The sequence below is a fragment of the Comamonas sp. JUb58 genome (genome assembly GCF_004364775.1).
Classification (GTDB): domain Bacteria; phylum Pseudomonadota; class Gammaproteobacteria; order Burkholderiales; family Burkholderiaceae_C; genus Comamonas.
Map to the genome: position 1 here is coordinate 13,383 of NZ_SOAL01000022.1, position 26,799 is coordinate 40,181.

General features: G+C 64.0%; 18 protein-coding genes. 14 read left to right on the top strand and 4 right to left on the bottom strand.

Annotation, left to right across the window (positions count from 1 at the left end; genetic code table 11):
• Positions 1–20: 20 nt before the first annotated feature.
• Complete coding sequence (gene kduD, locus EDF71_RS20660) at positions 21–848, bottom strand: 2-dehydro-3-deoxy-D-gluconate 5-dehydrogenase KduD (protein ID WP_133858432.1); 828 nt, start codon at positions 846–848, stop codon at positions 21–23.
• A gap of 257 nt (positions 849–1,105) precedes the next feature.
• Here kduD and kdgT point away from each other — a divergent pair, with 257 nt between their 5' ends.
• The 12 genes from kdgT (at position 1,106) to cydX (ending at position 15,065) form a co-directional block, all read left to right on the top strand.
• On the top strand, positions 1,106–2,137 hold the full coding sequence (gene kdgT / locus EDF71_RS20665; protein WP_133858433.1) for a 2-keto-3-deoxygluconate transporter: 1,032 nt from the start codon (positions 1,106–1,108) through the stop codon (positions 2,135–2,137).
• Positions 2,138–2,221: 84 nt separating this feature from the next.
• Complete coding sequence (locus tag EDF71_RS20670) at positions 2,222–2,983, top strand: SDR family oxidoreductase (RefSeq protein ID WP_133858434.1); 762 nt, start codon at positions 2,222–2,224, stop codon at positions 2,981–2,983.
• Between the two features lie 98 nt (positions 2,984–3,081).
• Positions 3,082–3,927, top strand: coding sequence for an ureidoglycolate lyase (locus tag EDF71_RS20675; RefSeq protein WP_133858435.1), 846 nt, complete (start codon positions 3,082–3,084; stop codon positions 3,925–3,927).
• A gap of 188 nt (positions 3,928–4,115) precedes the next feature.
• Positions 4,116–4,421 carry a hypothetical protein gene (locus tag EDF71_RS20680; RefSeq protein ID WP_133858436.1) on the top strand — a complete coding sequence of 102 codons (306 nt, stop codon included), beginning with the start codon at positions 4,116–4,118 and terminating at the stop codon, positions 4,419–4,421.
• A gap of 114 nt (positions 4,422–4,535) precedes the next feature.
• Positions 4,536–5,558 (top strand): P1 family peptidase, encoded by a 1,023-nt coding sequence (locus EDF71_RS20685; RefSeq protein ID WP_243854378.1) that lies wholly within the window; start codon positions 4,536–4,538, stop codon positions 5,556–5,558.
• Between the two features lie 42 nt (positions 5,559–5,600).
• Positions 5,601–7,025 (top strand): TAXI family TRAP transporter solute-binding subunit, encoded by a 1,425-nt coding sequence (locus tag EDF71_RS20690; protein ID WP_243854379.1) that lies wholly within the window; start codon positions 5,601–5,603, stop codon positions 7,023–7,025.
• The gene (locus EDF71_RS20695) at positions 7,022–7,510 is read left to right on the top strand and encodes a hypothetical protein (protein WP_133858438.1); all 489 of its coding nucleotides are present in this window, start codon (positions 7,022–7,024) and stop codon (positions 7,508–7,510) included. Before EDF71_RS20690 ends, EDF71_RS20695 begins: the two co-directional genes overlap by 4 nt.
• Positions 7,511–8,598: 1,088 nt before the next feature.
• The gene (cydD, locus tag EDF71_RS20700; RefSeq protein ID WP_133858439.1) at positions 8,599–10,329 is read left to right on the top strand and encodes a thiol reductant ABC exporter subunit CydD; all 1,731 of its coding nucleotides are present in this window, start codon (positions 8,599–8,601) and stop codon (positions 10,327–10,329) included.
• A complete protein-coding gene (locus EDF71_RS20705; RefSeq protein ID WP_133858440.1) occupies positions 10,326–12,047 on the top strand; it encodes an ATP-binding cassette domain-containing protein in 1,722 nt (573 codons plus the stop codon). Before cydD ends, EDF71_RS20705 begins: the two co-directional genes overlap by 4 nt.
• Before the next feature lie 93 nt (positions 12,048–12,140).
• Positions 12,141–13,742, top strand: a complete 1,602-nt coding sequence (locus EDF71_RS20710; RefSeq protein WP_133858441.1) for a cytochrome ubiquinol oxidase subunit I — start codon at positions 12,141–12,143, stop codon at positions 13,740–13,742.
• A 4-nt stretch (positions 13,743–13,746) separates the two neighbouring features.
• Positions 13,747–14,901, top strand: a complete 1,155-nt coding sequence (gene cydB / locus EDF71_RS20715) for a cytochrome d ubiquinol oxidase subunit II (RefSeq protein ID WP_133858442.1) — start codon at positions 13,747–13,749, stop codon at positions 14,899–14,901.
• 29 nt (positions 14,902–14,930) lie between these two features.
• Complete coding sequence (gene cydX, locus EDF71_RS20720; RefSeq protein WP_021025677.1) at positions 14,931–15,065, top strand: cytochrome bd-I oxidase subunit CydX; 135 nt, start codon at positions 14,931–14,933, stop codon at positions 15,063–15,065.
• Between the two features lie 63 nt (positions 15,066–15,128).
• Here cydX and EDF71_RS20725 read toward each other — a convergent pair whose 3' ends face one another.
• Positions 15,129–16,463 carry a L,D-transpeptidase family protein gene (locus tag EDF71_RS20725; RefSeq protein ID WP_133858443.1) on the bottom strand — a complete coding sequence of 445 codons (1,335 nt, stop codon included), beginning with the start codon at positions 16,461–16,463 and terminating at the stop codon, positions 15,129–15,131.
• Positions 16,464–16,532: 69 nt separating this feature from the next.
• A complete protein-coding gene (locus EDF71_RS20730; RefSeq protein WP_243854380.1) occupies positions 16,533–17,888 on the bottom strand; it encodes a tetratricopeptide repeat protein in 1,356 nt (451 codons plus the stop codon).
• 404 nt (positions 17,889–18,292) lie between these two features.
• Here EDF71_RS20730 and EDF71_RS20735 point away from each other — a divergent pair, with 404 nt between their 5' ends.
• On the top strand, positions 18,293–19,747 hold the full coding sequence (locus EDF71_RS20735; protein ID WP_133858444.1) for a hypothetical protein: 1,455 nt from the start codon (positions 18,293–18,295) through the stop codon (positions 19,745–19,747).
• Between the two features lie 101 nt (positions 19,748–19,848).
• Here the strand turns inward: EDF71_RS20735 and EDF71_RS20740 are convergent, their stop codons facing one another.
• The gene (locus tag EDF71_RS20740) at positions 19,849–20,922 is read right to left on the bottom strand and encodes a tetratricopeptide repeat protein (RefSeq protein ID WP_133858445.1); all 1,074 of its coding nucleotides are present in this window, start codon (positions 20,920–20,922) and stop codon (positions 19,849–19,851) included.
• Positions 20,923–21,498: 576 nt separating this feature from the next.
• Between EDF71_RS20740 and EDF71_RS20745 the strand changes: the two genes are divergently transcribed.
• Complete coding sequence (locus EDF71_RS20745; protein ID WP_208301103.1) at positions 21,499–26,748, top strand: hypothetical protein; 5,250 nt, start codon at positions 21,499–21,501, stop codon at positions 26,746–26,748.
• Positions 26,749–26,799 lie beyond the last annotated feature (51 nt).

Consider the following 26,799-nt stretch of genomic DNA (forward strand, 5'->3'; position numbering starts at 1 on the left):
GCTGTGGTGGATGGGCTCGATTATCGGGCCAGCCAGCCGCCATCGACAGCCAAGGTATGGCCGTTCACATAATCGGCCGCGCTGGAGGCCAAAAACACCGCCGCACCGCCCAGGTCTGCTGGCTGCCCCCAGCGCCCGGCGGGGATGCGCTGCAGGATCTCGCCCGCGCGGCCGGCGTCCTGGCGCAGCGCCTCGGTGTTGTTGGTCTCGATATAGCCCGGCGCAATCGCATTCACATTGATGCCCTTGGCGGCCCATTCATTGGCCATCAGGCGCGTGAGGCCCAGCACACCGCTCTTGGCTGCCGTATAGGAAGGCACACGCACGCCCCCCTGGAAAGACAGCAGCGATGCGATATGGATGATCTTGCCGCCGCGCCACTGCGCACCCTGCTGCGCGGCGCAGTCCAGCATATGGCGCGCCACCGCCTGCGACAGAAAGAACAGGCTTTTGAGGTTGGTGTTCATCACCGCATCCCAGTCCTCTTCGCTGAAGTCCAAGGCATCCGCACGGCGAATGATGCCGGCATTGTTCACCAGGATGTCGACCTGGCCCACCGCTGCCAGCACCTGGGCTAGGACATCGGCCATCGCCTCCGTACGCGACAGATCTGCCTGTACCGGCACAAATCTGCGCCCCAGCTCCTGCACCTGCGCGGCCGTCTCGCTGGCATCGCTGCGATTGAGCCCGACGATATCGGCCCCCGCTTGCGCCAGCGCCACCGCAATGCCCGCGCCAATCCCGGTATTGCAGCCCGTCACCAATGCCACGCGGCCCTGCAGATCGAAAGGGTGGCGAGGGCTGGATGGGGCCGTAACAGGCACATGGGCGATGGAGGGATGGGACATGAAACCGGGGGATAGATGGGATCAAAAACAGCCAGCCCAGGAAGCGGCCAGCCAAGAGATATGGCAACCATTGGAACACAATCTTAATTTTCTGGAACTATGTTCCGTAAATTTTTATGAACAGAAATAGATAAAGGGTTTACCAGCTATTTTTCCATTTTGAATTTATGGAACACTGTCCCGGTTGCTTCGATAGTCATCGGACAACACCTCTACAAGCGATAACAAATTCATCACCAAAGTGTGAGGAGCGAGACATGGAAATCCAGAAAACCATTGAGCGTGTGCCCGGCGGGCTCATGCTGATCCCCCTGCTGCTGGGCGCCTGCGTGCACACCTTTGCACCGGATGCCGGCAAGTACTTTGGCTCGTTCACCAACGGGCTGATGACCGGCACCGTGCCCATCCTGGCGGTCTGGTTCTTTTGCATGGGAGCGACGATCAACCTCAAGGCGACGGGCATCGTGCTGAAAAAATCCGGAACCTTGGTGCTGACCAAAATTCTGGTGGCCTGGGTCGTGGCCATGGTGGCCACGCGTTTTCTTCCCGCAGGCGGTATCCAGACAGGGTTGTTCACCGGCCTGTCGGTGCTGGCCCTGGTCACCGCGATGGACATGACCAATGGCGGCCTCTATGCCGCGCTGATGCAGCAGTACGGCACGCAAGAGGAGGCAGGCGCCTTTGTGCTCACCTCCATCGAGTCGGGCCCGCTGGTCAGCATGCTGATCCTGGGCGCCACCGGCGTGGCGGTGTTTGAGCCGCGCTTATTTGCCGGCGCGGTGCTGCCGTTTCTGATCGGCTTTGCACTGGGCAACCTGGATGCCAACCTGCGCGAGTTCTTTGGCCGCTGCGTGCACCCGCTGATCCCCTCCTTCGGCTTTGCGCTGGGCTGCTCGATTGATCTGGGCGTCATCGCCAAGAGCGGCTTTACCGGCGTCTTTGTCGGCGTGGCCGTCATCATCGTCACCGGCATTCCGCTGATCCTGGCGGACAAGTTCATTGGTGGCGGCAATGGCACGGCCGGGCTGGCCGCCTCATCCACGGCCGGTGCTGCCGTCGCCAATCCGCAAATCATTGGCACCATGGTGCCCGAGCTCAAGTCCATGGCCGATTCGGCCACGGCCATCACCGCCACGGCTTGCCTGTTGACCGCCATTCTGGTGCCCATCCTCACCGCCATGTGGGCGCACAAGTATGGCCGCCGCCCACAGACAACGGCAACCGCCCCCAGCCCGGCAACCAGTGCCGCCGGCAGCCCGCCCAAGCTGGCCCAGGACGGGCACTTCTAAACCCGCAGCGCTTTCCCCCCGCCCGGCTGCGCTGACCTGCGGCGCAGCCGGGCCTGTTGATAGTTGATGAATAGGACTGACTCCATGACCCAATCTTCCGTCTCCACCGGCCGCCTGGCAGGCAAGGTGGCCCTGGTGACCGCAGCGGCGCAAGGCATTGGCCGCGCCAGCGCCGAGCGCCTGGCAGCCGAAGGTGCCCGCGTGATTGCCACCGACTTGCACATCGGCCCGCTGGCAGGCTCCGGCCTGGATGCGCGCCAGCTCGATGTGCGCGACAGCACCCAGATCCAGACCCTGGCCGAGGTGCTCGGACCCATCGACATCCTCTTCAACTGCGCAGGCTTTGTGCATGCCGGCAGCGTGCTCGAATGCAGCGAAGAGGACTGGGACTTTGCCTTTGACCTGAATGTCAAAGCCATGTACCGCAGCATCCGCGCCTTTTTGCCGGGCATGCTGCAGCGAGGCCAGGGCAGCATCATCAATATGTCCTCGGCCGCCTCCAGCATCAAGGGCGTGCCCAACCGCTTTGCCTACAGCGCCTCCAAGGCGGCAGTCATAGGCATGACCAAGTCCATCGCCGCCGATTACTGCACCCGGGGCGTGCGCTGCAATGCCATCTGCCCGGGCACCGTCGATTCGCCCTCGCTGGGCCAGCGCATCGCCACCCAGGCGGCGCACGATGGCCTGTCAGTCGACGCCGTGCGCGCTGCCTTCGTGGCCCGCCAGCCGATGGGCCGCGTCGGCAAGCCCGAAGAGATTGCCGCACTGGTGGCCTATCTGGCCTCGGACGAAGCAGCTTTCACCACGGGCCAGGCCCATGTGATTGATGGTGGCTGGTCCAACTGAGCCTGCCGCCCCAGCTAGATTTTTTCGCTGCGCGACAGCACCCTGGCGGGCAGGCGCCTAGACTGGCGGCTGCCAGCCCTTGATCCTTTGGAGATGACATGAAATTACTGCGTTACGGCCCGGTGGGCCAGGAAAAGCCCGGCCTGCTCGACAGCAGCAACACCTTGCGCGACCTCTCCGGCGTGCTCAGCGATATTGAAGGCGCAGAGCTTGGCGATGCCGCCCTGGCCCGCCTGCGCGCAATCGACCCCAGCACCCTGCCAGCGGTGCCAGGCCAGCCCCGCATCGGCCCTTGCGTGGCGCGCGTGGGCAAGTTCATCTGCATCGGCCTCAACTATGCCGACCATGCCGCTGAATCGGGCGCCGCCATCCCCACCGAGCCGGTGATCTTCAACAAATGGACCAGCGCCATCTGCGGCCCCAATGACGCGGTCGAAATCCCCCGTGGATCCACCAAGACCGACTGGGAAGTCGAGCTGGGCGTGGTCATCGGCAAGGCCGCCAAATACATCACCGAAGCCCAGGCGCTGGAGCATGTGGCTGGCTACTGCGTGGTCAATGATGTGTCTGAGCGCGAATGGCAAATCGAACGCGGTGGCACCTGGGACAAGGGCAAGGGCTTTGACACCTTTGGCCCCATCGGCCCCTGGCTGGTGACGCGCGATGAAGTGCCAGACCCACAAAACCTGTCCATGTGGCTGGATGTGGATGGCAAGCGCTTCCAGAACGGCAACACCAAGACGATGATCTTCACGGTCGCCCAGATCGTCGCCTACGTCAGCCAGTGCATGAGCCTGCAGCCGGGCGACATCATCTCGACCGGCACGCCTCCTGGCGTGGGCCTGGGCATCAAGCCCCAGCCCGTCTACCTGAAGGCCGGGCAGACCATGCGCCTGGGTATTGAAGGCTTGGGTGAGCAGCAGCAAACCACCGTCAACGCCTAACGAGACGCAGCACCCGGCGCCAGCGCGGCAACGGGTGCTTACAGATGGAAAAATCGCAGCAGCCATCGCCATAGATTTACACCATCAAAACAGCCGCAACAGCTGATGTACAAAGCAACCATTGCTCATCTTTTGATACAGGATTTTCCGCTAAGCTGCCAGCATCGTTCACCACCCCACCCCCTGCCATGAACCGTTTGTTGACCCCTTTGCTCACTGCGTTGGCGCTCTCCTGCCTGGCCGATGCCAGCTGGGCCCATGGCGGCGGCCACCGCCACCACCACCGCAAGGAACACAAGGAACAGTTCTGGGACGGCAACTGCAAGGTGGAGCGCAAGTGGAAGCGCAATGGCGAATACAAGGAAAAGCGCCGTTGCCATGACCGCCCGGCCGCCTACTACGCGCCGCAGCCGGCCTATGCGGCCCCGGTGCTGGTGGCGCCCCGCACCCCCGATGCGATTGTCATCAGCCCGCAGATCGTCATCCGCCCCTGACCGGCACGCGCTCGCACTCCTGCCCAACCATGTTTGCGGGCTGTCAGACACCTGCTTGACAGCCCGCTGTCTTTGCCGCTGCAGCTGCAAGCCCAGTTGGCCCACAATCGGGCCATGTCCTCCTCCCCCCTCCCCATGGCTCCGGCCGGCTCCATCACCTTGGTGCAAGGCATCGAAGTGGGCCACTTCACAGACACGCGCCGCCCCACCGGCTGCACGGCCATCCTGGCCAAGGCCGGGGCGGTAGGCGGCGTCGATGTGCGCGGCGCTGCACCCGGCACGCGCGAAACCGACTTACTCCACCCCACCAACCTGGTCGAGCGCGTACACGCCATCATGCTGGCGGGCGGTAGCGCCTGGGGCCTGGATGCGGCCAGTGGCGCGATGCGCTGGCTGGAAGAGCAAGGCGTAGGCCTCGATATCTCCGTGGGCCGCATTCCACTGGTGCCTGCCGCCGTGCTGTTTGATGTGCTGGTGGGCGATATGCGCATCCGCCCCGATGCCCAGGCCGGCTATGCCGCCTGCCAGGCCGCCAGCAGCGCCATGCCCGCGCAAGGCAATGTGGGCGCCGGGGCCGGTGCAGCCGTGGGCAAGATCTTTGGCATCCAGCGCGCGATGAAGGGCGGCATCGGCACCGCGTCGGTCACCGTCGATGGTGTCACCGTGGGCGCCATCATTGCCTGCAATGCGCTGGGCGATGTGCTGCACCCGGACACCGTCCAGGTGGTAGCCGGCGCGCGCACCAGCGATGGCTTGGGGCTCATTGACACGCGCCGCGCGCTGCTGCGCGGCGAGCCACCCCAGCCACTGCTGGCAGGCACCAACACCACCATCGGCGTGATCGCCACCGACGCGACCATCACCAAGGCCCAGGCCAACCGCCTGGCGACGGTAGGCCACGACGGCCTGGCCCGCGCCATCAACCCGGTGCACACCATGTCGGACGGCGACACCTTGTTCTGCCTGGGCACGGGCGCTACCGGGCGCAGCCCCGGCATGATGGTGCTGGCCACGATGGCTGCCGAGGCCGTCGCCCAGGCCACCTTGCAGGCGGTGCTGCATGCCAATCGTTTACAAATCGATGCCGGAGAAAACCACAAGGCCTTGCACCTGCCCAGCGCGGCTGATTTACAGTAAGCGCCATTCCAACAGCGCTGCGCCGGCAGCCCGCCACACACCATGGGTGACCGCTCCACGTCCATGCGCCAAAAAGCCTACGGGCTGCGCCAAACCCTGATCACCCTGGTGCTCAATATCCGCGATGCGCTGGTCTCCGGCGGCCCGCTGGTGATCCTGGCCGTGGCCTTGATCGTGGCCGCCTACTGGTGGCTCAAGCCCAACCCGCCCTCGCAGGTCAAACTGGCCACCGGCCCGGCCCAAAGCGCCTATGCCAGTTTTGGCGAGCAGTACCGCACGCCCCTGGCCAAGAACAAGATCCGGGTTGACCTGGTCGGCAGCGAAGGCTCTTTCGACAACCTGCAGCTGCTGCGCGAGGGCAAGGTCGATCTGGCCTTTGTGCAAGGCGGCACCGCCGAGCTGACCGAGAACGACCTGGACAGCCTCACCTCGCTGGGCGCGCTGTTTGTTGAGCCCGTCTGGCTGTTCTACCGCACCGACTCGGCCCAGCGCCTGACCAAGCGCCCCCACCTGAACAGCCTCACCCAGCTCGCCGGCTGGCGCATCAACGTCGGCACCGCCGGCAGCGGCGTGCCCAATCTGTTCAACCAATTGCTGGAGGCCAACCACCTGAGCCTGGCCCAGCTGCGCGTATCGCACCTGGCCGAAACGCCTGCGACCGTGGAGTTTCTGGCCGGCAAGATCGATGCGCTGGTGCTGGTCTCCGCGCCCGAATCACCAATGGTGCAAATGCTGCTGAAAACACCCGGCGTGCAGCTGATGGATTTTCCGCAGAACGAGGCCTATGGCCGCAAGTTCAAGTTCCTGAGCCCCGTCACCCTGCCGCGCGGCATTGTTGATCTCGCCGCCAATGTGCCGCCGCAAAATGTGCACCTGCTGGCCTCCACCACCTCGCTGCTCGCCCGCGATGACACCCACCCTGCCATCAAGCAGCTCTTCGCCCAGGCCTCGCAGGGCATCCACAGCCAGGCGGGTTGGTTCAACCGCGCACGCGACTTTCCCAACACCCGCAGCAGCGAACTGGCCGTCGCCCCCGAAGGCGTACGCGCCATCAACGAACCCGCCCCCTTGCTGCAGCGCTACCTGCCCTTCTGGCTCGCCAACCTGGTCGAGCGCATGTGGCTGGTGCTGGGCGTTTTGCTGGCCTTCATGCTGCCGCTCTCACGCATCGTGCCGCCCCTCTACCAGTTCCGCGTGCGCTCCCGTGTGTTCAAGTGGTACGGCCAGCTGCGCGCCATCGAGCACGACATGGAACAACCCAACCCCGACAGGGCGAGCATCCAGGCAGAGCTGCTGGAGCTAAGCCGCAAGGTCGAGAAGATTACTGTGCCGCTGTCGTATGCGGATGAGCTGTATGCGCTGCGTAGCCATATTCATTGGGTGTTGAAGAAGTTGAGGCAGCAGGGGGACGCCGAGAATGCCAGCACTCATCCCTCCACTGAAAATCTACAGGGAGAAACCGCATGATGAAGATTTTCCTCGCCTGCGGATTTTCGCTACTTGGAACCAACACCTCCGCCAACGCACAAGCGCCAATCTATCTCACACAAAGCCAATGCGCTGCTATTTTTCAAGCAGCGGGAGATAGCTATGCAGGAATGTGGCTGGCCGAAGATGGGCAATTCGTGCTCGGTCTGACATCCGAGGTTTATTTAGACGATGCCATTTTGAAAAAACTCCGCATCGAGCGCGTCAAATATAGCGAGGTGGAGTTGGAGAGGTTCCACAACGAGGTCGTCAAAAGAAAGTTCAGCAGCCACCCTGATATTTCCAGCACGCACATCGACCGCAAGGTCAACCGGGTCGTTGTAACGGCTCCAAAAAATCGATTACAGGACGTGATCAATTTTTTCAAAGCCAGCAGTGTTGATTTGGCCATGCTTGATTTTAGAGTCCAGACCACAACGGTCACTTTTATGGCGATCTTAGACGATGGCAGTTGCAAGACGTAATGAATGCAGTTTGGCAAGCGTACGTATCTAGGTAGCAGCACAGCTCGCTCCATCTAGTTCACACTGATGCCACAACAATTCCCGGCTCTGGTACATGACGGAGACATAATTACCAGAACCTCGTGGTAAACGCTTCCTTCAAGTCCATCTTCAGCCTGCTTACCCTCACCTGAATGCAAGACCAGAGGAATTCTCTCGATGTTCATGGCATCTATGATCTTAGAGATATTCTGCATTCGATCTTGAGAAAGATCAGCGAATTTTCTATTGTTTTTTGGATAGATTGACACAATGTCAATTTCATCATGAGACCTGACATCTCTTTGATGTACAAACCATATAGCAAGAGCCACAGCTTCTTTCTTCCCAAGAGTAGATTCATCAACGCTGAATTTTATCTCGTGCTGCAATCCGGTTATTTAGCAGGCAAAAACAGAAGACGACATTCCAAACTTTAATAACGACACAAACGCGATATTCTTGGAAAAATTCAGCAATTTAGACAACATCTGCTCCTAACTTGGATCTACCCAATAATATATGCAGCGAGACCAGTTGCATTGAAACGGATTTCCAATGTCTTGAATGCATTTTCCGCTTGATGTCTAAAAGCCATGACCACCGCGATCTGGAATGATCAGCACCCCCTAAGCAGTCAGACCTAGCCGGGCCGCACCTGACTACATCACCCTGCTTTTGCCAGTTAGCGGCGATTCCAGTCGCCCCCCAACAACGCTCCATCTCCCCCAGCCCACCCCCTAGGGAGAACCCGCGTTCTTCTTGACTTACAGCAAGCTCTGTTCACACTCTAGGCAACACAATCGGCTCAAGCTCTTGGCAAAGCGGGCCCGAAACACCGTGCTGCAGCCAGGACTGAAGGCTCTTGGGACTGCAGCAACTTCTGCGTTATCTATGTTTCTAGAGCCTTTGATGCTCTGAATTTCGTAGCAATTTATGCCCATGCATTGACCGACCAGTGCAGCGCCTTTGACCAACGTAGTTCGTATCAGGTATTCGATAAATTGAATTAATGAGCGTCTTGGAGATACAATACTTTCAAGAATTTCTGAAAACTAAAAACTTTCCCCATGCCAGCCAACCGCGCCACCCCTTCCACCAGCAGCCCTGCTGTGGCAACGCGCCCCTCTGCCCAGGGAGCGTGGTGGCAGGTGCTCGCGGCCCTACTGTGGCTGCCACAAGCGGCGGTGATTGCCTGGGGGATTGAGGCGATTCAGCAGCACGCGGCCTGGTCGGCCTTGGCCAAGGCTTGCGCCCTGTTCCTGGCGCTGGGTTTGCTGCGGGCCCTGGTGGATGGCTATGGCCTGCGCCGGGCTTTTGCAGCGGCGCGCGCCCATACCCAGCAGCTGCGGCTGCAGGCACTGCAGGCCTTGGCGTTGCACTCGCCCTTGCACCCACAGCGCCCCACGGCCGGGCTGGCGGCCAGTGTGCTCAACGAGCAGGCTGACAACATCACGTCCTACTTTGCCCGCTACACCACGGCGCGCACCAAGGTCATGGTGGTGCCGTTGGTCATCCTGGTCTGTGTGTTCAGCCTCTCTTGGGTGGCTGGCCTGGTGCTGCTGGTGGCTGCGCCCCTGATCCCCATCTTTATGGCGCTGGTGGGCTGGCGGGCCGAGGCGGCCAGCAAGAAGCATTTGCAGGATGTTGGCAACCTGAACCAGTTTTTGCTCGATCGCCTGCAGGGCCTTGCCAGTATTCGCGGGCTGGGCGCCGTTGCCCAGGTGGCGCAGCAGCTGGCCAGTGCGGCAGAGCAGCTGCGCGCCAACACCATGGCGGTGCTCAAGATTGCGTTCTTGTCTTCTGCGGTGCTGGAGCTGTTCTCTGCGCTGGGCGTGGCCCTGGTTGCTGTCTATGTCGGCTTTCACATGCTGGGCCAGATCCCGTTTGGCAGCTGGGGCGGTACCTTGGGCCTCGCCCAGGCCATGTTTGTGCTGTTGCTGGCCCCCGCGTTTTTTGAGCCACTGCGCGAGCTGTCTGCGGTTTGGCACGACAAGGCCGCCGGTGTGGCTGCAGAGCAGGCACTGCAAGCGCTGCAAAAGCCTGGCCCGCAGTTGCTGGGTGGCGGAGATGGCCAGCCCGACCGCGCTGCCCGCGCCAACCAGACAACGGCTGCGGCGCTGGCGATCAACGACCTCAGCTTTCAATACAGCGCCGAGAGCCCCCGGGTGGTCCATGCCTTCAGCGCAGAGATTGGCTCTGGCGAGCGCGTCGCGCTGTGGGGTGAGAGCGGCAGCGGCAAATCCACCGTGATGGCGCTGATCGCGGGCCTGGCCGCGCCCAGCGCTGGCTACATCCTTATCGATGGCCAAGTCATGGATGCCACCCATGCAGACAGCCTGCGCAGCGGCATGGCCTGGGTCGCGCAAAAGCCCCATGTGCTGGCCGCCAGTCTGGTGGACAACATCCGCCTTGGCCGCGACATTGACGACGCCGCACTGCAGCAAGCGGTGCAGAGCGCAGCCCTGGGCCCCGTGCTGGCTTTGCGCGGCAATGCCGTGGTGGGCGATGGGGGGCTGGGCCTGTCGGGTGGCGAGGCCTTGCGCCTGACCCTGGCACGCGCAGCCGCCACGCCTGGCTGCCGCCTGGTGCTGGCCGATGAGCCCACCGCCCACCTGGATGCCGAGACCGCCCAATTTGTGCGCCAGGGCCTGCTGGCCTTGGCAGCGCGCGGCGCCACCTTGGTGGTGGCCACCCATGATCCGCTGCTGGCCGCCTGCATGGACCGGGTGCTGTCGCTCGACGGCAGCCAGCCACCCATTGCCACCGGCCTGCCCGCCGCCACGAGGAGCATCGCATGAAGGCCTGGAACGCGCTGCGCCCCATTGTTCAGCTGTTTGCGCAATCGCCCTACCGCCGGCGCATGCTGCTGGGCAGCTTGCTGGCCGCCATCACTGTGTGTGCCGGGATGGCGCTACTGGGCCTGTCGGGCTGGTTCCTTACGGCCGCCTATGTAGCGGGTCTTTCCAGCGCCACGGCGGTGGTGTTCGATGTGTTTGCACCCGGTGCCGGTGTGCGCTTTTTCTCGATGCTGCGCACCGGCGCGCGCTACAGCGAACGGGTGGTAACCCACGATGCCACCTTGCGCGTACTGGCCGCCCTGCGGGTGCAGCTGTTCTCGCGCCTCGCCGCCGCTGACACCGCATTGGCACTGCGCCAGCGCCCCGCCCGCCTGCTGCATCGCCTCACCGCCGATATCGATGCGCTCGACGCCGTCTACCTGCGGCTGCTGACCCCGGCAGTGTCGCTGCTGGTCAGCGCCTGCGTCACGGCCTTGGCGTTGACGATCTTCCTGAACTGGCAAAGCGGCTTGCTCGTTGGCGCCATGGTGCTGGCCGGCGGCCTGGCCTGCGTGGCCTGGTGTGTGCGCCATGGCTTTATGACCGCGCTGCGCCGCAGCTTTGCCGGCGAGCAGCTGCGGGCCCAGGTGATTGATGCCGTCGGCGCGCAGACCGAGCTGGTCATGGTCGGCACCCTGCCCCGCCAAATGGCCCGTATTGCTGCGGCCGAGCGCCAGCAGTTTGCTGCCGATATCCGCCTGAATCGGCTGGAATCGGGGGTCGCCGTCGCGATGGCCATGCTGGGCCACCTGGCCACCGCAGCCGCCTTGCTTTGCGCCGCCTGGCTGGCCCAGAAGGGTGACATTGGCGCGCCCATTGCCGCGCTGGCCACCTTGCTGCTGCTGGCGGCGCTGGAGCCCCTCGTCCACATCCGCCGTGGCGCGATGGAAGCGGGCCGCACCTTGCTCGCTGCACGCCGCATTGCACCGCTGCTGGGTGCCGCTGTCGACGCGCCCTCCAGCGAAACCCAAGCGCCCGCCACCGGCTTGGCCGTAGACATGCAAGCCGTCCGCCTGCAACACCCCGGCAGTGCCAGCGCCTTGCTGCAGCAGATCGATCTGCAAGTGGCCGATGGCGAATGGCTGGTGCTGGCGGGGCCCAGCGGCGCTGGCAAATCCAGCCTGATGGCACTGATAGCGGGTGACCTGGCGCCCAGCGCCGGCCAGGTACTGCGCGCGCCCTGTGCCAGCCTGCCCCAGCGCACAGAGCTGTTCCAGGCCAGTGTGGCAGCCAACCTGCGCCTGGGCCGCCCTGACGCCAGCGATGCCGAACTCTGGGCCGGGCTGCAAACGGCAGGCCTGGCTGATGTCATCCGCGCCCTGCCCCAGCAACTGAACACGCCCTTGGGCAGCCAGGGCGCCGGCCTGTCGGGGGGCGAATCACGCCGCCTGGCCCTCGCCCGCCTGCTGCTGCACCCAGCCCCCTTGAGCCTGCTGGACGAACCCACCGAGGGCCTGGACCGCCAGACCGCTGCCCAGGTGATGCAGGCGATTGCGCAATGGCATGCCCAGCGCGCAGCCAGCGGCCAGGGCGCCATCGTGATGGCCAGCCATTTGCAGCGCGAGGCGCGCCACGCCGACCGCATTGTTTGGATAGCCCCCTTGCAAGGAGGCATGGCGCAAGCGCGCAAGGGCACCGCAGAGTTTGAAGCGCTGTTACAGCGATTGCGGCCCGGCTAGCCCCGCCGCTTGCGCAAGCCAGGAATTTGTCAGTTTGGAACCCACGTAGTTTTTCTACCAGATCGAGCACTTACAACACGGAAGGACCAGTTCATGGATCTCGACATCGTCGGGCTATCAAGATTGCAGTTTGCACTCACAGCCCTGTACCACTTTCTCTTCGTACCCCTGACCCTGGGGCTGTCCATGCTGATCGCCATCATGGAGACGGTCTATGTGATGACGCGGCGCGTCATCTGGCGCCAGATGACCAAGTTCTGGGGTGTGCTCTTTGGCATCAACTTCGCCATCGGCGTGGCCACCGGCCTGGTGATGGAGTTCCAGTTCGGCATGAACTGGAGCTACTACAGCCACTATGTGGGCGACATCTTTGGCGCGCCGCTGGCCATCGAAGGGCTGATGGCCTTCTTCCTGGAGGCGACCTTTGTCGGTCTGTTCTTCTTCGGCTGGGACAAGCTCTCGCCGGTCAAGCACTTGATGGTCACCTGGCTCACCGCGATCGGCACCAACCTGTCGGCGCTATGGATTCTGATCGCCAATGGCTGGATGCAGAACCCGGTGGGTGCTGTCTTCAACCCACAGACCATGCGCATGGAAGTCAATGACTTCGCCGCCGTGCTCAGCAACCCGGTGGCGCAGGCCAAGTTCGTGCACACCGTCTCTGCCGGTTATGTCTGCGCGTCCATCTTTGTGCTGGGCGTGTCGGCCTGGTACCTGCTCAAGGGCCGCCATGTGGCGCTGGCCAAACGCTCGATGACGGTGGCCGCCGCCTTTGGCCTGGCCGGTTCGCTGTCGGTGGTGGTGCTGGGTGACGAGTCCGGCTACCTGTCGGGCGAACACCAGAAGATGAAGCTCGCCGCGATCGAAGCCATGTGGGAGACCGAGCCTGCGCCAGCCGCGTTCACCGCCTTTGGATTCCCCGACCAGGAAGCACGCGAAACCCATTACGCCATCCACATCCCGTGGGCCATGGGCCTGATCGGCACGCGCTCGCTCGACACCGAACTGCAGGGCATCAACGACCTGGTCAAGCATGCCGAGGTGCTGATCCGCGACGGTATCAAGGCCTATGACGCGCTGGAGAAGATCCGCGAAGCGGGCTCCACCACCACCATCTCGCCCGAGTTGAAGGAACAGTTCGAGGCCAATGGCCAGTCGCTGGGCTATGCGCTGCTGCTCAAGCGCTATGTCGATGATCCACGCCAGGCCACCGACGAACAGATCGCCAAGGCCGCATCGGACACCATCCCCCAGGTCGCACCGCTGTTCTGGACCTTCCGCATCATGGTCGCGCTGGGCATGTTCTTCATCGTGCTGACGGCGGTGTTCTTCTACCTCGCGTCGCGCCACCAGCTGGAAAACCGCCGCTGGCTGCTGTGGGTGGCCGTCTGGGCCATCCCGCTGCCCTGGGTCGCCATCGAGTGCGGCTGGTTCGTGGCCGAGTTCGGTCGCCAGCCCTGGATCATTGAAGGCGTGCTGCCCACCGCCGTAGCGGCCTCCAACCTGGGCGTCACCACGCTGCTGATCACCATCCTGGGCTTTGTGGCGCTGTACACGGTGCTGCTGATCATCGAGATGAAGCTGATGCTCAAGGCCATCCAAAAGGGCCCCGAGCTGGAGCCCGAGCAGCGCGACCCGCAGCCGCTGAGCTATGCCTCGATCGCCACGGCACAACCTACCTATTCGGGAAAGTAACACCATGATCTTGCATACACTTTTGAACTACGACACACTGCGTGTCATCTGGTGGGTGCTGCTGGGCGTGCTGCTCATCGGCTTTGCCGTGATGGACGGTTTTGACCTGGGCACTGGCATGCTGCTGCCCTTTCTGGGCAAGAACGATCTGGAGCGCCGCGTCATCATCAACGCCGTCGGCCCCACCTGGGAAGGAAACCAGGTCTGGCTGGTGCTGGGCGGTGGCGCCATCTTTGCCGCCTGGCCACAGCTGTATGCGGTGTCCTTCTCGGGCTTTTACCTGGCCATGTTCGTGATCCTGATCGGTCTGATCCTGCGCCCGGTCGCCTTCAAGTACCGCAGCAAGAACGAGTCCCCTACCTGGCGCAGTCGCTGGGATTGGGCGCTGTTTGCCGGCAGCTTCATCCCTGCGCTGATCTGCGGCGTGGCCATGGGCAATGTGCTGCAGGGCGTGCCCTTCCGCCTCACGCCTGAGCTCTACATCCACTACGACGGCAGCTTCTTCGGCCTGCTCAACCCCTTCGCCATCCTGGCTGGCCTGATCTCCGTCTCCATGCTGCTGATGCATGGCGCGGCCTGGCTGTGCATCAAGACCGAAGGTGCGATTGCCGCCCGGGCGCGCAGCGTAGGCAGCATCGCGGCCGTCGTCACTGCGGTGCTGTTTGTGCTGGCCGGTATCGTGCTGTGGAAGTTTGTCGATGGCTACAGCATCACCTCGGTGCTGAACACCACCGGCCCGTCGAACCCGCTGTTCAAGACTGCAGCCCACGCCCCTGGCGCCTGGATGCAGAACTACCAGCAGCACCCCTGGACGATGGCAGCGCCCATCCTCGGCGTGCTGGGTTGCCTGGTTGCTGCGGTGCTGATCCGTGCGCGCAAGGATGGCCTGGCGATGATCAGCAGCGGCCTGGGCATTGCCGGCATCATCCTGACCGTCGGCGCCTCGATGTTCCCGATGATCCTGCCCTCGTCGGTGGATCCACGCTTCAGCCTGACGGTCTGGGATTCCTCGTCCAGCCACATGACCTTGTTCATCATGCTGGTCTGCACCGTCGTCTTCATTCCGCTGATCATTGCCTACACCAGCTGGGTTTACTCGGTGCTCTGGGGCAAGGTCAATGCCAAGGACATCAATGACGGCAACGGCCACGCGTACTGAGCGCCGCCGCACACAGAAAGGATTCAACTATGTGGTATTTCTCCTGGATTCTCGGCCTGCCACTGGCCGCCGCCTTTGCGGTGCTCAACGCCATGTGGTTTGAGATGACCGAAGACCAGAAGCTGCGCCAGCAGCTGCTGGACGACCCGGACTCGCAGCACTAAGCCGCTGCACAAAGAACAAGGCCCAAACCTAGGTTTGGGCCTTTTGCTATGGATGGAGCCCGATCAGCTCTGGTTTTGCAGGTCTTCCGAGAACAAGCGCCAATCCTTGCCCACCTTGCGCCAGTACTGGCGCAGCGACAGGGGTTGGGCCTGCTCACGGCTCTTGAGCTTGAGGTTGGCGACGCGGATCTCGCCCTTGTCGTCTTTCCAGCCGTAGGTGGAGATGTCCTGCAGCTCCACCTTGCGGCCCTTGAACAGCCCGGCCATGCGCGTCTGCCAGGCCTGGCCTTCGGTCGAGGCCGTCCATTGCGGCGTGGCCAGCTGCAAGGCGGCCTGGGGGTCGTCCTGCATCCAGGCCTGGTGCCACTGCTGCAGCACGGCTGTGAAGGCCTCGCTGTTCTGGCGGTGGGAGGCATCGCTTTGCGCCACCCAATTCAGCTGGTCGCGGATCAGCACCGGTGTCAGCTTGTCCACCGTGCGCATCAGCGCGATCAAATCGGGGTTGGCCAGCACCACGCAGCCATCGCTGGCCTGGGGCAGGCGCGCAAACTGGTCCGGCGGCGCGCCATGCAGCCAGATGCCGCTGCCCGAGCGGCCCATGGCCTTGTCCCAGTCATTGGGGTAGTTCAGGGTCAGGGCACCCTTGCCATAAAACTCGGGCAGGCGCTGGCCAGCAATCTGCCGGCCAATAAAGTAGATACCTTCCGGCGTGCGCTGGTCGCCCTCTTCGAGCTTGCCTACGCCAAGCTTGCCGACGGAGACATAAAAGCTGTCCACCAACTGCAACTGGCCCTTGTCATGGCGCAGCAGGTAGAGGCGCGACTGGCTGGCATCGATGGCGATGACCTGGCGCACCGATGGCGACAGCGACAGAAACTCCGAAGGCACCTGACCAGCGGCCGGCAAGGACTGGGCGCCATGCATGCGGCGGCGGATTTCGTCCTGCAGGCCCTGGAGCTGCTCCAGGCTGTGCGCGCCTTGGGGGTTGCTGGCGGGGATGGGCAGCACCGCGGCCTCGGCCTGCGGCAGCGGAATATGTTTGACCGGCAGCATCTTGGCCCGCTGGACCACCGCAGCGGGCGTCAACGCACCGGGCTGGCCGGAGCGAAAACGCAGCAGATCGGCATACACCAGCTGCGCCGCCTGAAAATGCGGCACATCGGCCGTCAGGCTGGCAGCAGCGCGCAAGGCCTGGTCCAGCTGCTGGTTTTGCACCAGCGCAATGATCTGCACCAGGCGCTCTTCGGCATCGGGCTGGCGGGCCTTGGCGGCAGCGGCCGTATTGGCCTGCGCAGCAGCTCGCGGCGTGGCGGGGGAGCCGGCGGCCAGCGCCGCAGCTGCGGCGGCCACCATGGCTGCGCCCACCCCTGAGCGCCAAAACTGCTTGCGAAAAGGCATAGCCTGTGATTCCTTCTACTGACTTCTGTGCGGACCAACGCCGATCATAGCCTGTGCAGCTTGGCCCGTTCAGCCACCGGTGGTCTCGCGCATGATGCGCCAATGGCCTTTTTCCAGGCGCATCACCAAGGTCTTGCGGGTGGTTGTCTTGAGGGCCCCCGCCGCATAGTACTGGCGGAACTTGGCCGTTGCCTGCTCGCCATCGACACTGACCTGCAGATTGCGCACATTCACCACAATCGCCTGCTTGCCGACAATGCGTTGGCGCCGCTCTTCCTTCCAGGCGCTCAGGCTGCCGCCACCGGCCGGGCTGAAGTGGTCGCTATAGGCGGCCAGGTAGCCGGGCATGTCCTTCTTCTCCCAGGCCGTGGCCCAGGTGTTGACGGCGCGCTCCACATCCAGCTTGGCGGTATCCCGCGCTGGCTTGGGCTTGGTTTCTGCCACCGGTGCTGCCGGCTTGGCAGCTGGGGCGGCGGCCACGGCCTTGGCGGGCTCGGCAGACACAGGCGCCGGAGCGGCTGCTGGCGTGGGCGCAGGAGCCGGAGCCGCCTTGGGCGCCGGGGCCGGCGTGGGTGCTGGCGTAGCTGCAGGTGCTGGCGTTGGAGCGGGCGCCGCAGCCGCCTTGGCGGGAGCCGGCGCAGGCGTGGGTGCTGCTTGGGCCACAACGGCCGGTGCCGGGCTGGGTGCAGGCGGTTTGGGCGCTGCAACCGGGGCTGGGGCTGGGACAGGTGCGGGCACCGGTGCAGGAACCGGCGCGGGTGCTGGCGGTGGAGGCGGCGGTGCCACCGGTTTGGGCGGCACATCGGCACGGGCCTGCACCAGCGCGTTCTTTCCATTGGCGAGCGAGGCCGGAACAATCTGCGTGATCAGCGCCAGCTGAGGCCCCTGTTGCTTGGGCGCGCCTTCCAGCTGCAGCGCCTTGGCATAGGCATCGCTGGCCATGCGGGCATACAGGTCGCCCAGGTTCTCATGCGCCGTGGTGTAGCTGGGGTTGGTGCGCATCGATTGCTCCAGCGCCTGCGCTGCCTTGCGGTCCTGGCCGTCGGCTGCATACAGCACGGCCAGGTTGTTGTAAGGCTCGGGCATGCCGGGGTAGTCGCGGGTCAGCTCCTGGAAGATCTTGATCGCCTGCGCATTCTGCTTTTGTTCGGTGGCAATCACGCCCCGCAAAAAGCGCATTTCCACGTCGCCGGGTTGCTTGCGCAGATAGGCATCGGCCTCTTTGGCGGCTTGCGCGGCCTTGCCCTGTTGCAGCAACTGGCTCACTTCTGCCACGGCGGGCGATGCCGGCGATGTGGGAGTCGCCTGCGCCTGCAGCGCGGCACCCCCCATCAGCACACCGACGCAGACCGCCGCCCAGCGCTGGCGAAAAAGAACGGGCACCAGGGATCGCAGGGAAGAGCGCGCTGGAAAAGCACTTTGCATGGGGGATTTTCTCGTTGCAATGGACCAAAGCCGCAGAAAACAGCCAGAAATCTTGTGTCTCTGATGCGCAGCCGCAAGCGGCAAAAAGCGCCGCCTGGCGCGCGCCAAAAACCGGCCGATTATACAGACCCGGCCTGCGCCAAGGGCCGGCTGCCGGGCGGCGGAACGCTCCCGGCACAACGCAGGAACGTTACGTAACACCTCCGTAACAACTAGGCCAAAAACAACAATTTTCAAAGCATAGAAATGGCATCACAAACAATAAACATTATATAAAACAACGCACTTTAAAATTTCACAGATGTAACCGCATTAGGTTTTGACACTGGCATGGGAGTTGCACCAGTCAGCACAAGGCCTGGGCATTTGTCCGTCAGGCCAGCCCTTAGACCGGAGACCTGCACATGACCCAAAACGCCCCCTTGCTCAGCCCAGAGGTCTGCGAAACCCTGTTCGATGAGATGCAAGAGCGCCATATGTGCATGGAGGTGCATTGCACCCCCGGCCTGGCCCACCAGCTGAACATGGCCGCGCGCTTTGTGGCGCAGCAGGCGGTGGATCTGCCCAAGCCCTATGAGGGCTGCCTGTTGTTTTTCACCATCACGGCGCAGAACCTGCCCATCACCAGCTTTAGCATCCAGCAGCCCAGCCTGGCCGATGCCTGGTCCGAAGGCGCAGCGCGCATGCGCCAATGGGCCTGGGCCTTCAACGCCAGCGGCGTGGAACTGCGCATTGACTGGGCCAAGGCGGTACTGCCCCTGCCCGGTGATGACCCGCAGGATGCGCTGGCTGATCTGCGCCAGTCCTGGACCCTGGCCGACAGCGCGCAGGAACGCGCCGAAATGCTGGCGCTGCTCAGCCACCGCATGACGCGCTCGCTCTCGCGCCTGCAGCTGCTGAGCGATCCGGTGCCAGCCAGCACCCAGGGCCGCTGGCAACTGGTGCTCGAAGGCCTGCACATCAGCCCGCTGGGCGAGATGCGCACCCTCCCCCGCTACGACCCCTCGTCGCCCCGCAGCGGCCATGGCAACGCCGCCTCGGCCATCTATGAGGCCACGCAGGAGCTGCTGGCCCGCAGCCAGAGCGAGGACGGCAGCTGGTCGGAGGCCAGCACCTTGATCGATCACCTCGGCATCACCTACGCCTTGCTGCTGACCCAGCGCCAAATCGCGCCCACGGAAGCCTCGTCGATGACGGTGCACCGCGCCATCGCCTACCAGGCCGAGCAGATGCAGCGCTGGAGCCTGCATGAATGCGGTAGCGACCTGCTCAAGGCCATGAGCCTGATCGTGCTGGTGCAGTATGTACACCTCTACCCAGGCGCCGGCTGCGCCACCTCGCTGCGCGACCTGATTGGCCTGCTGTCCCGCCAGCTGCATGGCAAGGCTGCACGCGGTGCCAACGCCAGCGCCCCCTGGGCCCAACTGGCGCTGCAAAGCCTGCAAAAGAGTGGCCAGCAGCCCTCCGACCTGCAGGCCGCCGGCAGTGCCGCTGCCGATGGCGACAGCCAATGGCTGCATGCCGCCTGGCAGCAACTGCAAGCGCTGGCGCAGGATGAGGAACACAGCAAGCTGCATCCCGAGCCCTGGGTGTCTGCTGCGTTGATGGAATGCTCGCTGCAGCAAGGCAAGCCGCTGTTCGCCAGCCATGCGCAGCGCAGCCAGTTTGTCTCGGGCATGCAGTCCGTGTTCAAGACCTGCTACCAGCGCATGGTCTGGCCCAAGCTGCCCCACACCCAGGCCAGCCGCCAGCGCTGGGGTTCCAGCACCGCTCCCCTCACCGATTGCCGTGTGGCCAGCCAGTTGCTGATCACGATCAGCGCGGCGGTGAGCTTCTCCAACCTGTCTCAGGCACGCTAACGGCTACCCCACACAGTCATTCATAACCACCCTCCACGCCACCTAAAAAAGGCGCCTGCTCAAGAAAGAGCAGGCGCCTTTGCTTTATGCCGGAGGGTCGATCAACGCCCCACGGTCTCACTCACGATGCGCCACTGGCCTTGGTCGGCTTGTAGCACCAAGGTCTTGCGGGAGTTGCTCTTGAGTGCCCCAGCAGTGTAGGCCTGCATAAAACGGGCCGTGGCGCGTGGGCCGTCCACGGCGACTTGTACGTCGCTGAGTGCCACGCTGATCTCGCGCTTGCCCTCAATGCGCTGTCGGCGTGACTGCTTCCAGGCCGCCAGGCTGCTGCCATCCGCAGGTTTAAAGCTGGGGCTGTAGGCGGCCAGGTAGGCATCCATATCTTGCTGCGCCCACGCCTTGGCCCAGGCCTGCACGGCCGCCTCCACCGCTGCGGGAGAGGCATCCAGCGCCGGCGATGCCTTGGCCGTGGGCGCCGCCTCTGCAGCCGAGCTAGGGTTGGCGGCTGCCCTGGCCGCCTCGGCAGCGGCCAGTTGCAAGGGGGTTGCGGAGGATATGCGCTCAGTGGCCGGCGGGCTGCGCTCTGCGGTGACCGGTTCGGCGACTGGCAAGGCGGCCGCAGGCTGCACTGGCGTCAGGCTGGGGGTGGGGGCCGCTGCCACCGCAACCGCTGCCGTGGGCAAAGCGGCAGTGGGAACGGGAGCAGCAGCCTTGCCAGGCGCAATCTGTGCTATCAGTGCCTGCTTGGGCGCAATGCCCTGGCGGTTGCTGTCCAGCTCCAGGGCCTTGCCATAGGACTGGCTGGCCATGCGCGCATACAGATCACCGAGGTTTTCATAGGCGGTGGCATAGCCCGGTTGGGCGCGGATGGCCTGCTCCAGCGCATCGACAGCCTTGCGGTCCTGGCCCTGGGCGGCATACAGCACGGCCAGGTTGTTATAGGGCTCGGGCATGGCCGGGTAGTCGCGCGACAGTGCGGAAAAGATCTGGATGGCCTGCGCCGGCTGCTTTTGCTCGGTGGCGATCACACCCCGCAAAAAGCGCATCTCGGCGTCATTCGGGTTCAGCTGCAAGAACTGGTCGGCCTGCGCCGCCGCCTGCTCGGTCTGCCCCTGCTCCAGCAGCTGGGCCACGGCATCCACTTCACGTGCCGCTTGGGCAGGCAGCGCCAGCATTACAGCGCTACCACCTGCGCAAATGGCAGCCAACAGCTTGGGGAGACGTGCCTGCATTAACCGGAGAGGGGAAGAGAAATGGCGAGACGCAATGCGCATAGATGGCTTTTTAAAAGTCATGAAAACAGAAGAGTACGGCTGAAGTTCCCGGTGCCAGCGCTTCAGAGACTAGGAGAAACACTAATGTGGCAAGAGACAACAGAAATAGTATGCGAGCCCGGCAGCTGATTCATTATGTAAATTTTTATGGATAGCCCAGGATCATGATTTAAAGCCTATTAATCGCAAAAGGAGACGAGAAATGCTCCGCAGTAACGGCAGAACGTTACGTAACGGGCGAGGGAACAACATTGGACATTGCTTGAATCTCAGATCACACCATAGTTTTTAAACTGGCATTCATCGACGCCTAAATATATTTATCCATATATTTCAATGACTTATGAAATACCAAAAGAACGCAAATAAAAAACAAATCTATGGCACGCAAGTTGCACAGGCTCCACCCAGATAAGCCTCGCGAGGCGAGTCGGAGCCCTTGCGTTTGATATTCCACTCTCCAACAGGACAGAGAACATGACCACCTCTACCGCCCTCCCTTCCAATACCGCAGCTGCCGCACTGGCAACCCACGGCATGGCATCCCAAACCGGCAGCGGAGCGGCGATGGCCGCGTCGGCCAAGGGGACGCCGGCCACACTGTCCCAGGCGACTGCCGGGGTGCAGATCGTGCGCGACGGCCAGACCATGGCAGCCCCCGCAGGCACCGCCTTGCAGGTGGGTGACAAGATCATCGTCCCGGCCGATGGGAGTGCGCAGGCGCAGTTCACCGGCGCTGGTGGCCAGAAGCTGATCGGTACCTTCGCAGGTGGCACCGAAGCGACTTTGGGCTACCAAGCCGGTGCTGACGGTGGCGGCGCGATGGCCCTGGATCTCGCATCGGGCAAGGTCGATGTGGCCCCTGCCAACGACGACAGCAACGCGCTGGGCCTGATCGTGACCCAGGAAACGGCCGAGGCCGGTGGCTCCACCTTGGGTGATTTTCTGCTGGCCGGCCTGGTCGGCATTGGTGGCGGAGCGCTGATTGCGGCCGCACTGGACAGTGGTGACGATGACGACGACCGCACGCCGCCCGTTAACCCCACCAATCCAACCAACCCCACCAACCCCACGGATCCGACCAATCCGACGAACCCCACGAACCCTACTAATCCTACGGATCCGACCAACCCCACGGATCCCACGAATCCAACCAACCCAACGAATCCGACCAATCCCACGGATCCGACCAACCCTACCAACCCTACCAACCCTACCAACCCCACGAATCCTACGAACCCGACCAATCCAACGAACCCTACGAATCCGACCAACCCTACCAATCCAACGAACCCCACGAATCCGACCAACCCGACGGATCCTACGAACCCGACCAATCCAACTAACCCCACGAATCCTACGAACCCGACAAATCCAACCAACCCTACGGATCCCACCAATCCGACCAACCCTACGAACCCCACCAATCCGACGAACCCGACGGATCCTACGAACCCGACCAATCCAACCAACCCCACGGATCCCACCAATCCGACCAACCCAACGAATCCGACGGACCCTACCAATCCGACGAATCCTACGAACCCGACCAACCCAACCAACCCTACGGATCCAACGAATCCGACGAACCCGACCAATCCTACGGATCCAACCAATCCAACAAATCCAACCAACCCTACGAACCCCACCAATCCGACCAACCCAACGGACCCGACCAACCCTACCAATCCGACTAATCCAACGGACCCCACGAACCCGACCAATCCCACCAACCCCACGGATCCAACGAATCCGACCAACCCGACCAATCCTACGGATCCAACCAACCCCACCGATCCCACGGATGGCCATGGTCTGATCACCTCGGTGGAGGACGTACTGGGCGCGCTGGGTGGTGGCACCTTGGTCGCACCGGTGACGGATCTGGTGAACTCGCTGATCAACCCATCGACGGGAACCCTGGCAGTGGTGACCAGCGTGCTGGAGCAGTTGACCAACACCAACGGCGGCCCTCTGGGTGTGCTGACTGAACTGGTCGATGGCCTGGTCAATATCCAGGACCAAGGGCTGGAGCCGCTGGTGTCGACCCTCAACCAGCTGATCGCCGGTCTGGGCGATCCCACCTCCACCGAAGGCATCCCCGGCCTGGTGAACCAAGTGCTGGGCGGCCTGCTGGGTGAGAATAGCCCGCTGGGCGACCTGCTCGCCGGTGTCGGCGGTCTGCTCGGCGGTTTGCTCGGTGGTGGTTCCGGCACGCCTCCCGGCGGCACGGATGGCCCTGGCATCGTGACCACGGTGCAAGAAGTGGTGGATGGTTTGCTGGGTGGCACGGTGGCCGAACCCGTTGGCCAGTTGATCGACAGCCTGCTGCACCCCACCGATGGCACCTTGGCAACGGTGACCGGTTTGCTCGAAGGCCTGACCAGTGTGGAAGGCGGCCCGCTGGGTGTGTTGACCGAGTTGGTCAATGGCCTCACCCAAGTGGACGGCCAGGCACTGCAACCGCTGATTGGCACCTTGAACGAGCTGATTGCCGGCTTGGGCAACATTGGTGAAGGTGGACTGAGCGGTGGCCTGATCGGCTCCATCGTGGAAGGCATTTTGGGCGGCCTGGTACCTGGCGGTGGTGCCACCGACGGTGGCGTGGTCACCAGCGTGCAAGACGTGCTGGACGGTTTGCTGGGCGGCACGGTGGCCGAGCCGGTGGGCCAGCTGCTCGACAGCCTGCTCAACCCTGGCACGGGCACCCTCTCTACCGTGACCTCGGTGCTCGAAGGCCTGACCTCGGTGAACGGCGGCCCGCTGGGCGTGCTGACCGAGCTGGTCAATGGCCTGACCCAGGTCGATGGCCAGGCGCTGCAACCCGTTATCGGCACCTTGAACGAGCTGATTGCCGGTTTGGGCAATGTGGGTGAAGGCGGCCTGGGCGGCGGCATCATCGGCACCATCGTCGGCGGTGTGCTGGGCGGGCTCGTGCCTGGTGGCGGCGCCACCGATGGCGGCATCGTCACCACGGTGCAGGATGTCGTCGATGGCTTGCTGGGCGGCACGGTGGCTGAGCCTGTGGGCCAGCTGCTGGATAGCCTGCTCAACCCGGGCAGCGGCACCCTTGCCACCGTCACCAGCGTACTGGAAGGCCTGACCTCGGTCGACGGCGGCCCGCTCGGTGTGCTGACCGAGTTGGTCAGCGGCTTGACCCAGGTGGAAGGCCAAGCCCTGCAGCCTGTGATCGGCACGTTGAACGAGCTGATTGCCGGCCTGGGCAGCATCGGTGACGGTGGTGCTGGCGGCGGTCTGGGCGGTGGCCTGATTGGCAGCATCGTCGGCGGTGTGCTGGGCGGCCTGGTCCCTGGTGGCGGCGCCACCGATGGCGGCCTGGTCACCACGGCACAGGATGTCGTCGATGGCTTGCTGGGCGGCACGGTCGCCGAGCCGGTGGGCCAACTGCTCGACAGCCTGCTCAACCCTGGCACGGGCACCCTGGCCACTGTGACGAATGTGCTCGAAGGCCTGACCTCCGTCGAGGGCGGCCCGCTGGGTGTGCTGACCGAGCTGGTCAGCGGCCTGACGCAGGTCGAAGGCCAAGGTCTGCAGCCGGTCATCGGCACCCTGAACGAGCTGATTGCCGGCTTGGGCAGCATCGGTGATGGTGGTGTCGGAGGCGGCCTGGGTGGCGGCCTGATTGGCACCGTAGTCGGCGGCGTGCTGGGCGGTCTGACGGGCGGCAACGGCGGCCTGCTGGGCGGCCTCACTGGTGAAGGCGGCCTGCTCGGCGGTTTGACCGGAGAAGGTGGTCTGCTGGGTGGCCTGACGGGCGAAGGCGGTCTGCTGGGCGGCGTCGTCGGCGGCAATGGCGGCCTGTTGGGCGGCCTGACCGGTGAAGGTGGCCTGCTTGGCGGTTTGCTGGGCGCCGGCTCTGGCGGCAGCGATGGCAGCGGCGTGGTGACCACGGCGCAAAACGTGGTGGGCGACCTGGTCGGTGGCACGGCCGCCGCCCCGGTCAGTGCAGTGGTCGATACCCTGCTCAATCCACAAAGCGGCGTGCTGGCCCCCGTGACCAGCATCGTCGAGAGCCTGACTAACAGCAGCAGTGGCCCGCTGGGTACGGTTACCTCGGCCGTCAACGGCCTCACCCAAGTGCCTGGCCAGGCGCTGGAGCCAGTGGTCTCTGCCGTGCACGATGTGGTCGCGGGTCTGAGCGGCGGCCTCAGCGGTGAAGGTGGTCTGCTCGGCGGTGTTATCGGTGGCAATGGCGGCCTGCTGGGCGGCCTGACCGGCGAAGGCGGTCTGCTCGGTGGTTTGATCGGTGAAGGTGGTCTGCTGGGCGGTGTCGTCGGCGGCAATGGCGGCCTACTGGGTGGCCTGACTGGCGAAGGCGGTCTGCTCGGCGGTTTGACCGGTGAAGGTGGTCTGCTGGGCGGTGTCGTCGGCGGCAATGGCGGCCTGTTGGGTGGCCTGACCGGCGAAGGCGGTCTGCTCGGCGGTTTGACCGGTGAAGGCGGCCTGCTCGGCGGTGTTGTCGGCGGCAATGGTGGCCTGCTCGGTGGCCTCACCGGTGACGGTGGTCTGCTGGGCGGCTTGCTGGGCAATGGCTCCGGTGGTGCCGATGGCAGCGGCGTGGTCAGCACGGCGCAAAACCTGGTCGGCGATCTCGTCGGCGGCACGGTGGCAGCGCCAGTCAACGCGGTGGTCGATACCCTGCTGGATCCGCAAAGCGGCGTCCTGGCACCGGTGACCAGCCTGGTTGAAGGCCTGACCAACACCGGCAGCGGCCCACTGGGTGTGGTGACCTCGGCGGTCAACGGCCTCACCCAGGTGCCTGGCCAGGCGCTGGAGCCGGTCGTCTCTGCGGTGCACGATGTGGTCGCGGGTCTGAGCGGCGGCACATCGGGTGGCGCGGTCGGCGGCCTGCTGGGCGGTTTGACCGGTGAAGGCGGTTTGCTCGGTGGCGTGCTGGGTGGCAACGGTGGCCTGCTCTCCGGCGTCACCGGCGAAGGCGGCCTGCTCGGCGGTGTCGCCGGCGGCAATGGCGGTCTGCTCGGTGGTCTGACCGGTGACGGCGGCCTGCTGGGCGGCTTGCTGGGCTCCGGCACCGGCGGCGCCGATGCCAGCGGTGTGGTGACTACGGCGCAAAACGTCGTGGGCGACCTGGTCGGCGGCACGGTGGCAGCACCGGTCAATGCGGTGGTCGATACCTTGCTGGATCCGCAAAGCGGCGTCCTGGCACCGGTCACCAGCGTGGTCGAAAACCTGACCAGCACCAGCAGCGGCCCACTGGGCGTGGTGACCTCGGCGGTCAATGGCTTGACCCAGGAAACCGGCCAGGCGCTGGAGCCGGTGATCTCGACCGTGCACGATGTGGTCGCAGGTCTGGGTGGTGCCACCTCGGGCGGCACGGCGGGTCTGGGCGGTGTCGTCAGCGGCCTGCTGGGCGACCAGGGCGTGCTCGGCAGCGTGCTGGGCTCCACGGGCGCAACCGGCGGTCTGCTGAGCGGTCTGACGGGCAACGGTGGCCTGGTCGGCGGCTTGCTGGGTGGCAACACCGGCCTGCTCTCAGGCATCACCGGTGAGCACGGTGTCGTCGGCGGTCTGCTGGGCGGCAGTGGTGTGCTGGGTGGCTTGCTGGGCGGCACGGCAACGCCGCACCTGGCCGCCAGCAACGACAGCAGCGCGCTGCAACCGGTCGCTACCGCGATCAGCAGCGTGGCCAGCGGCGATGCACACAACGTGCTGCCGCAGGACCTGCTGCATCACCAGTTGGCCTGATGCACAGCGCGCCCCGCGCTGATCACTGACCCGCTTCCATCCCATGGGTCT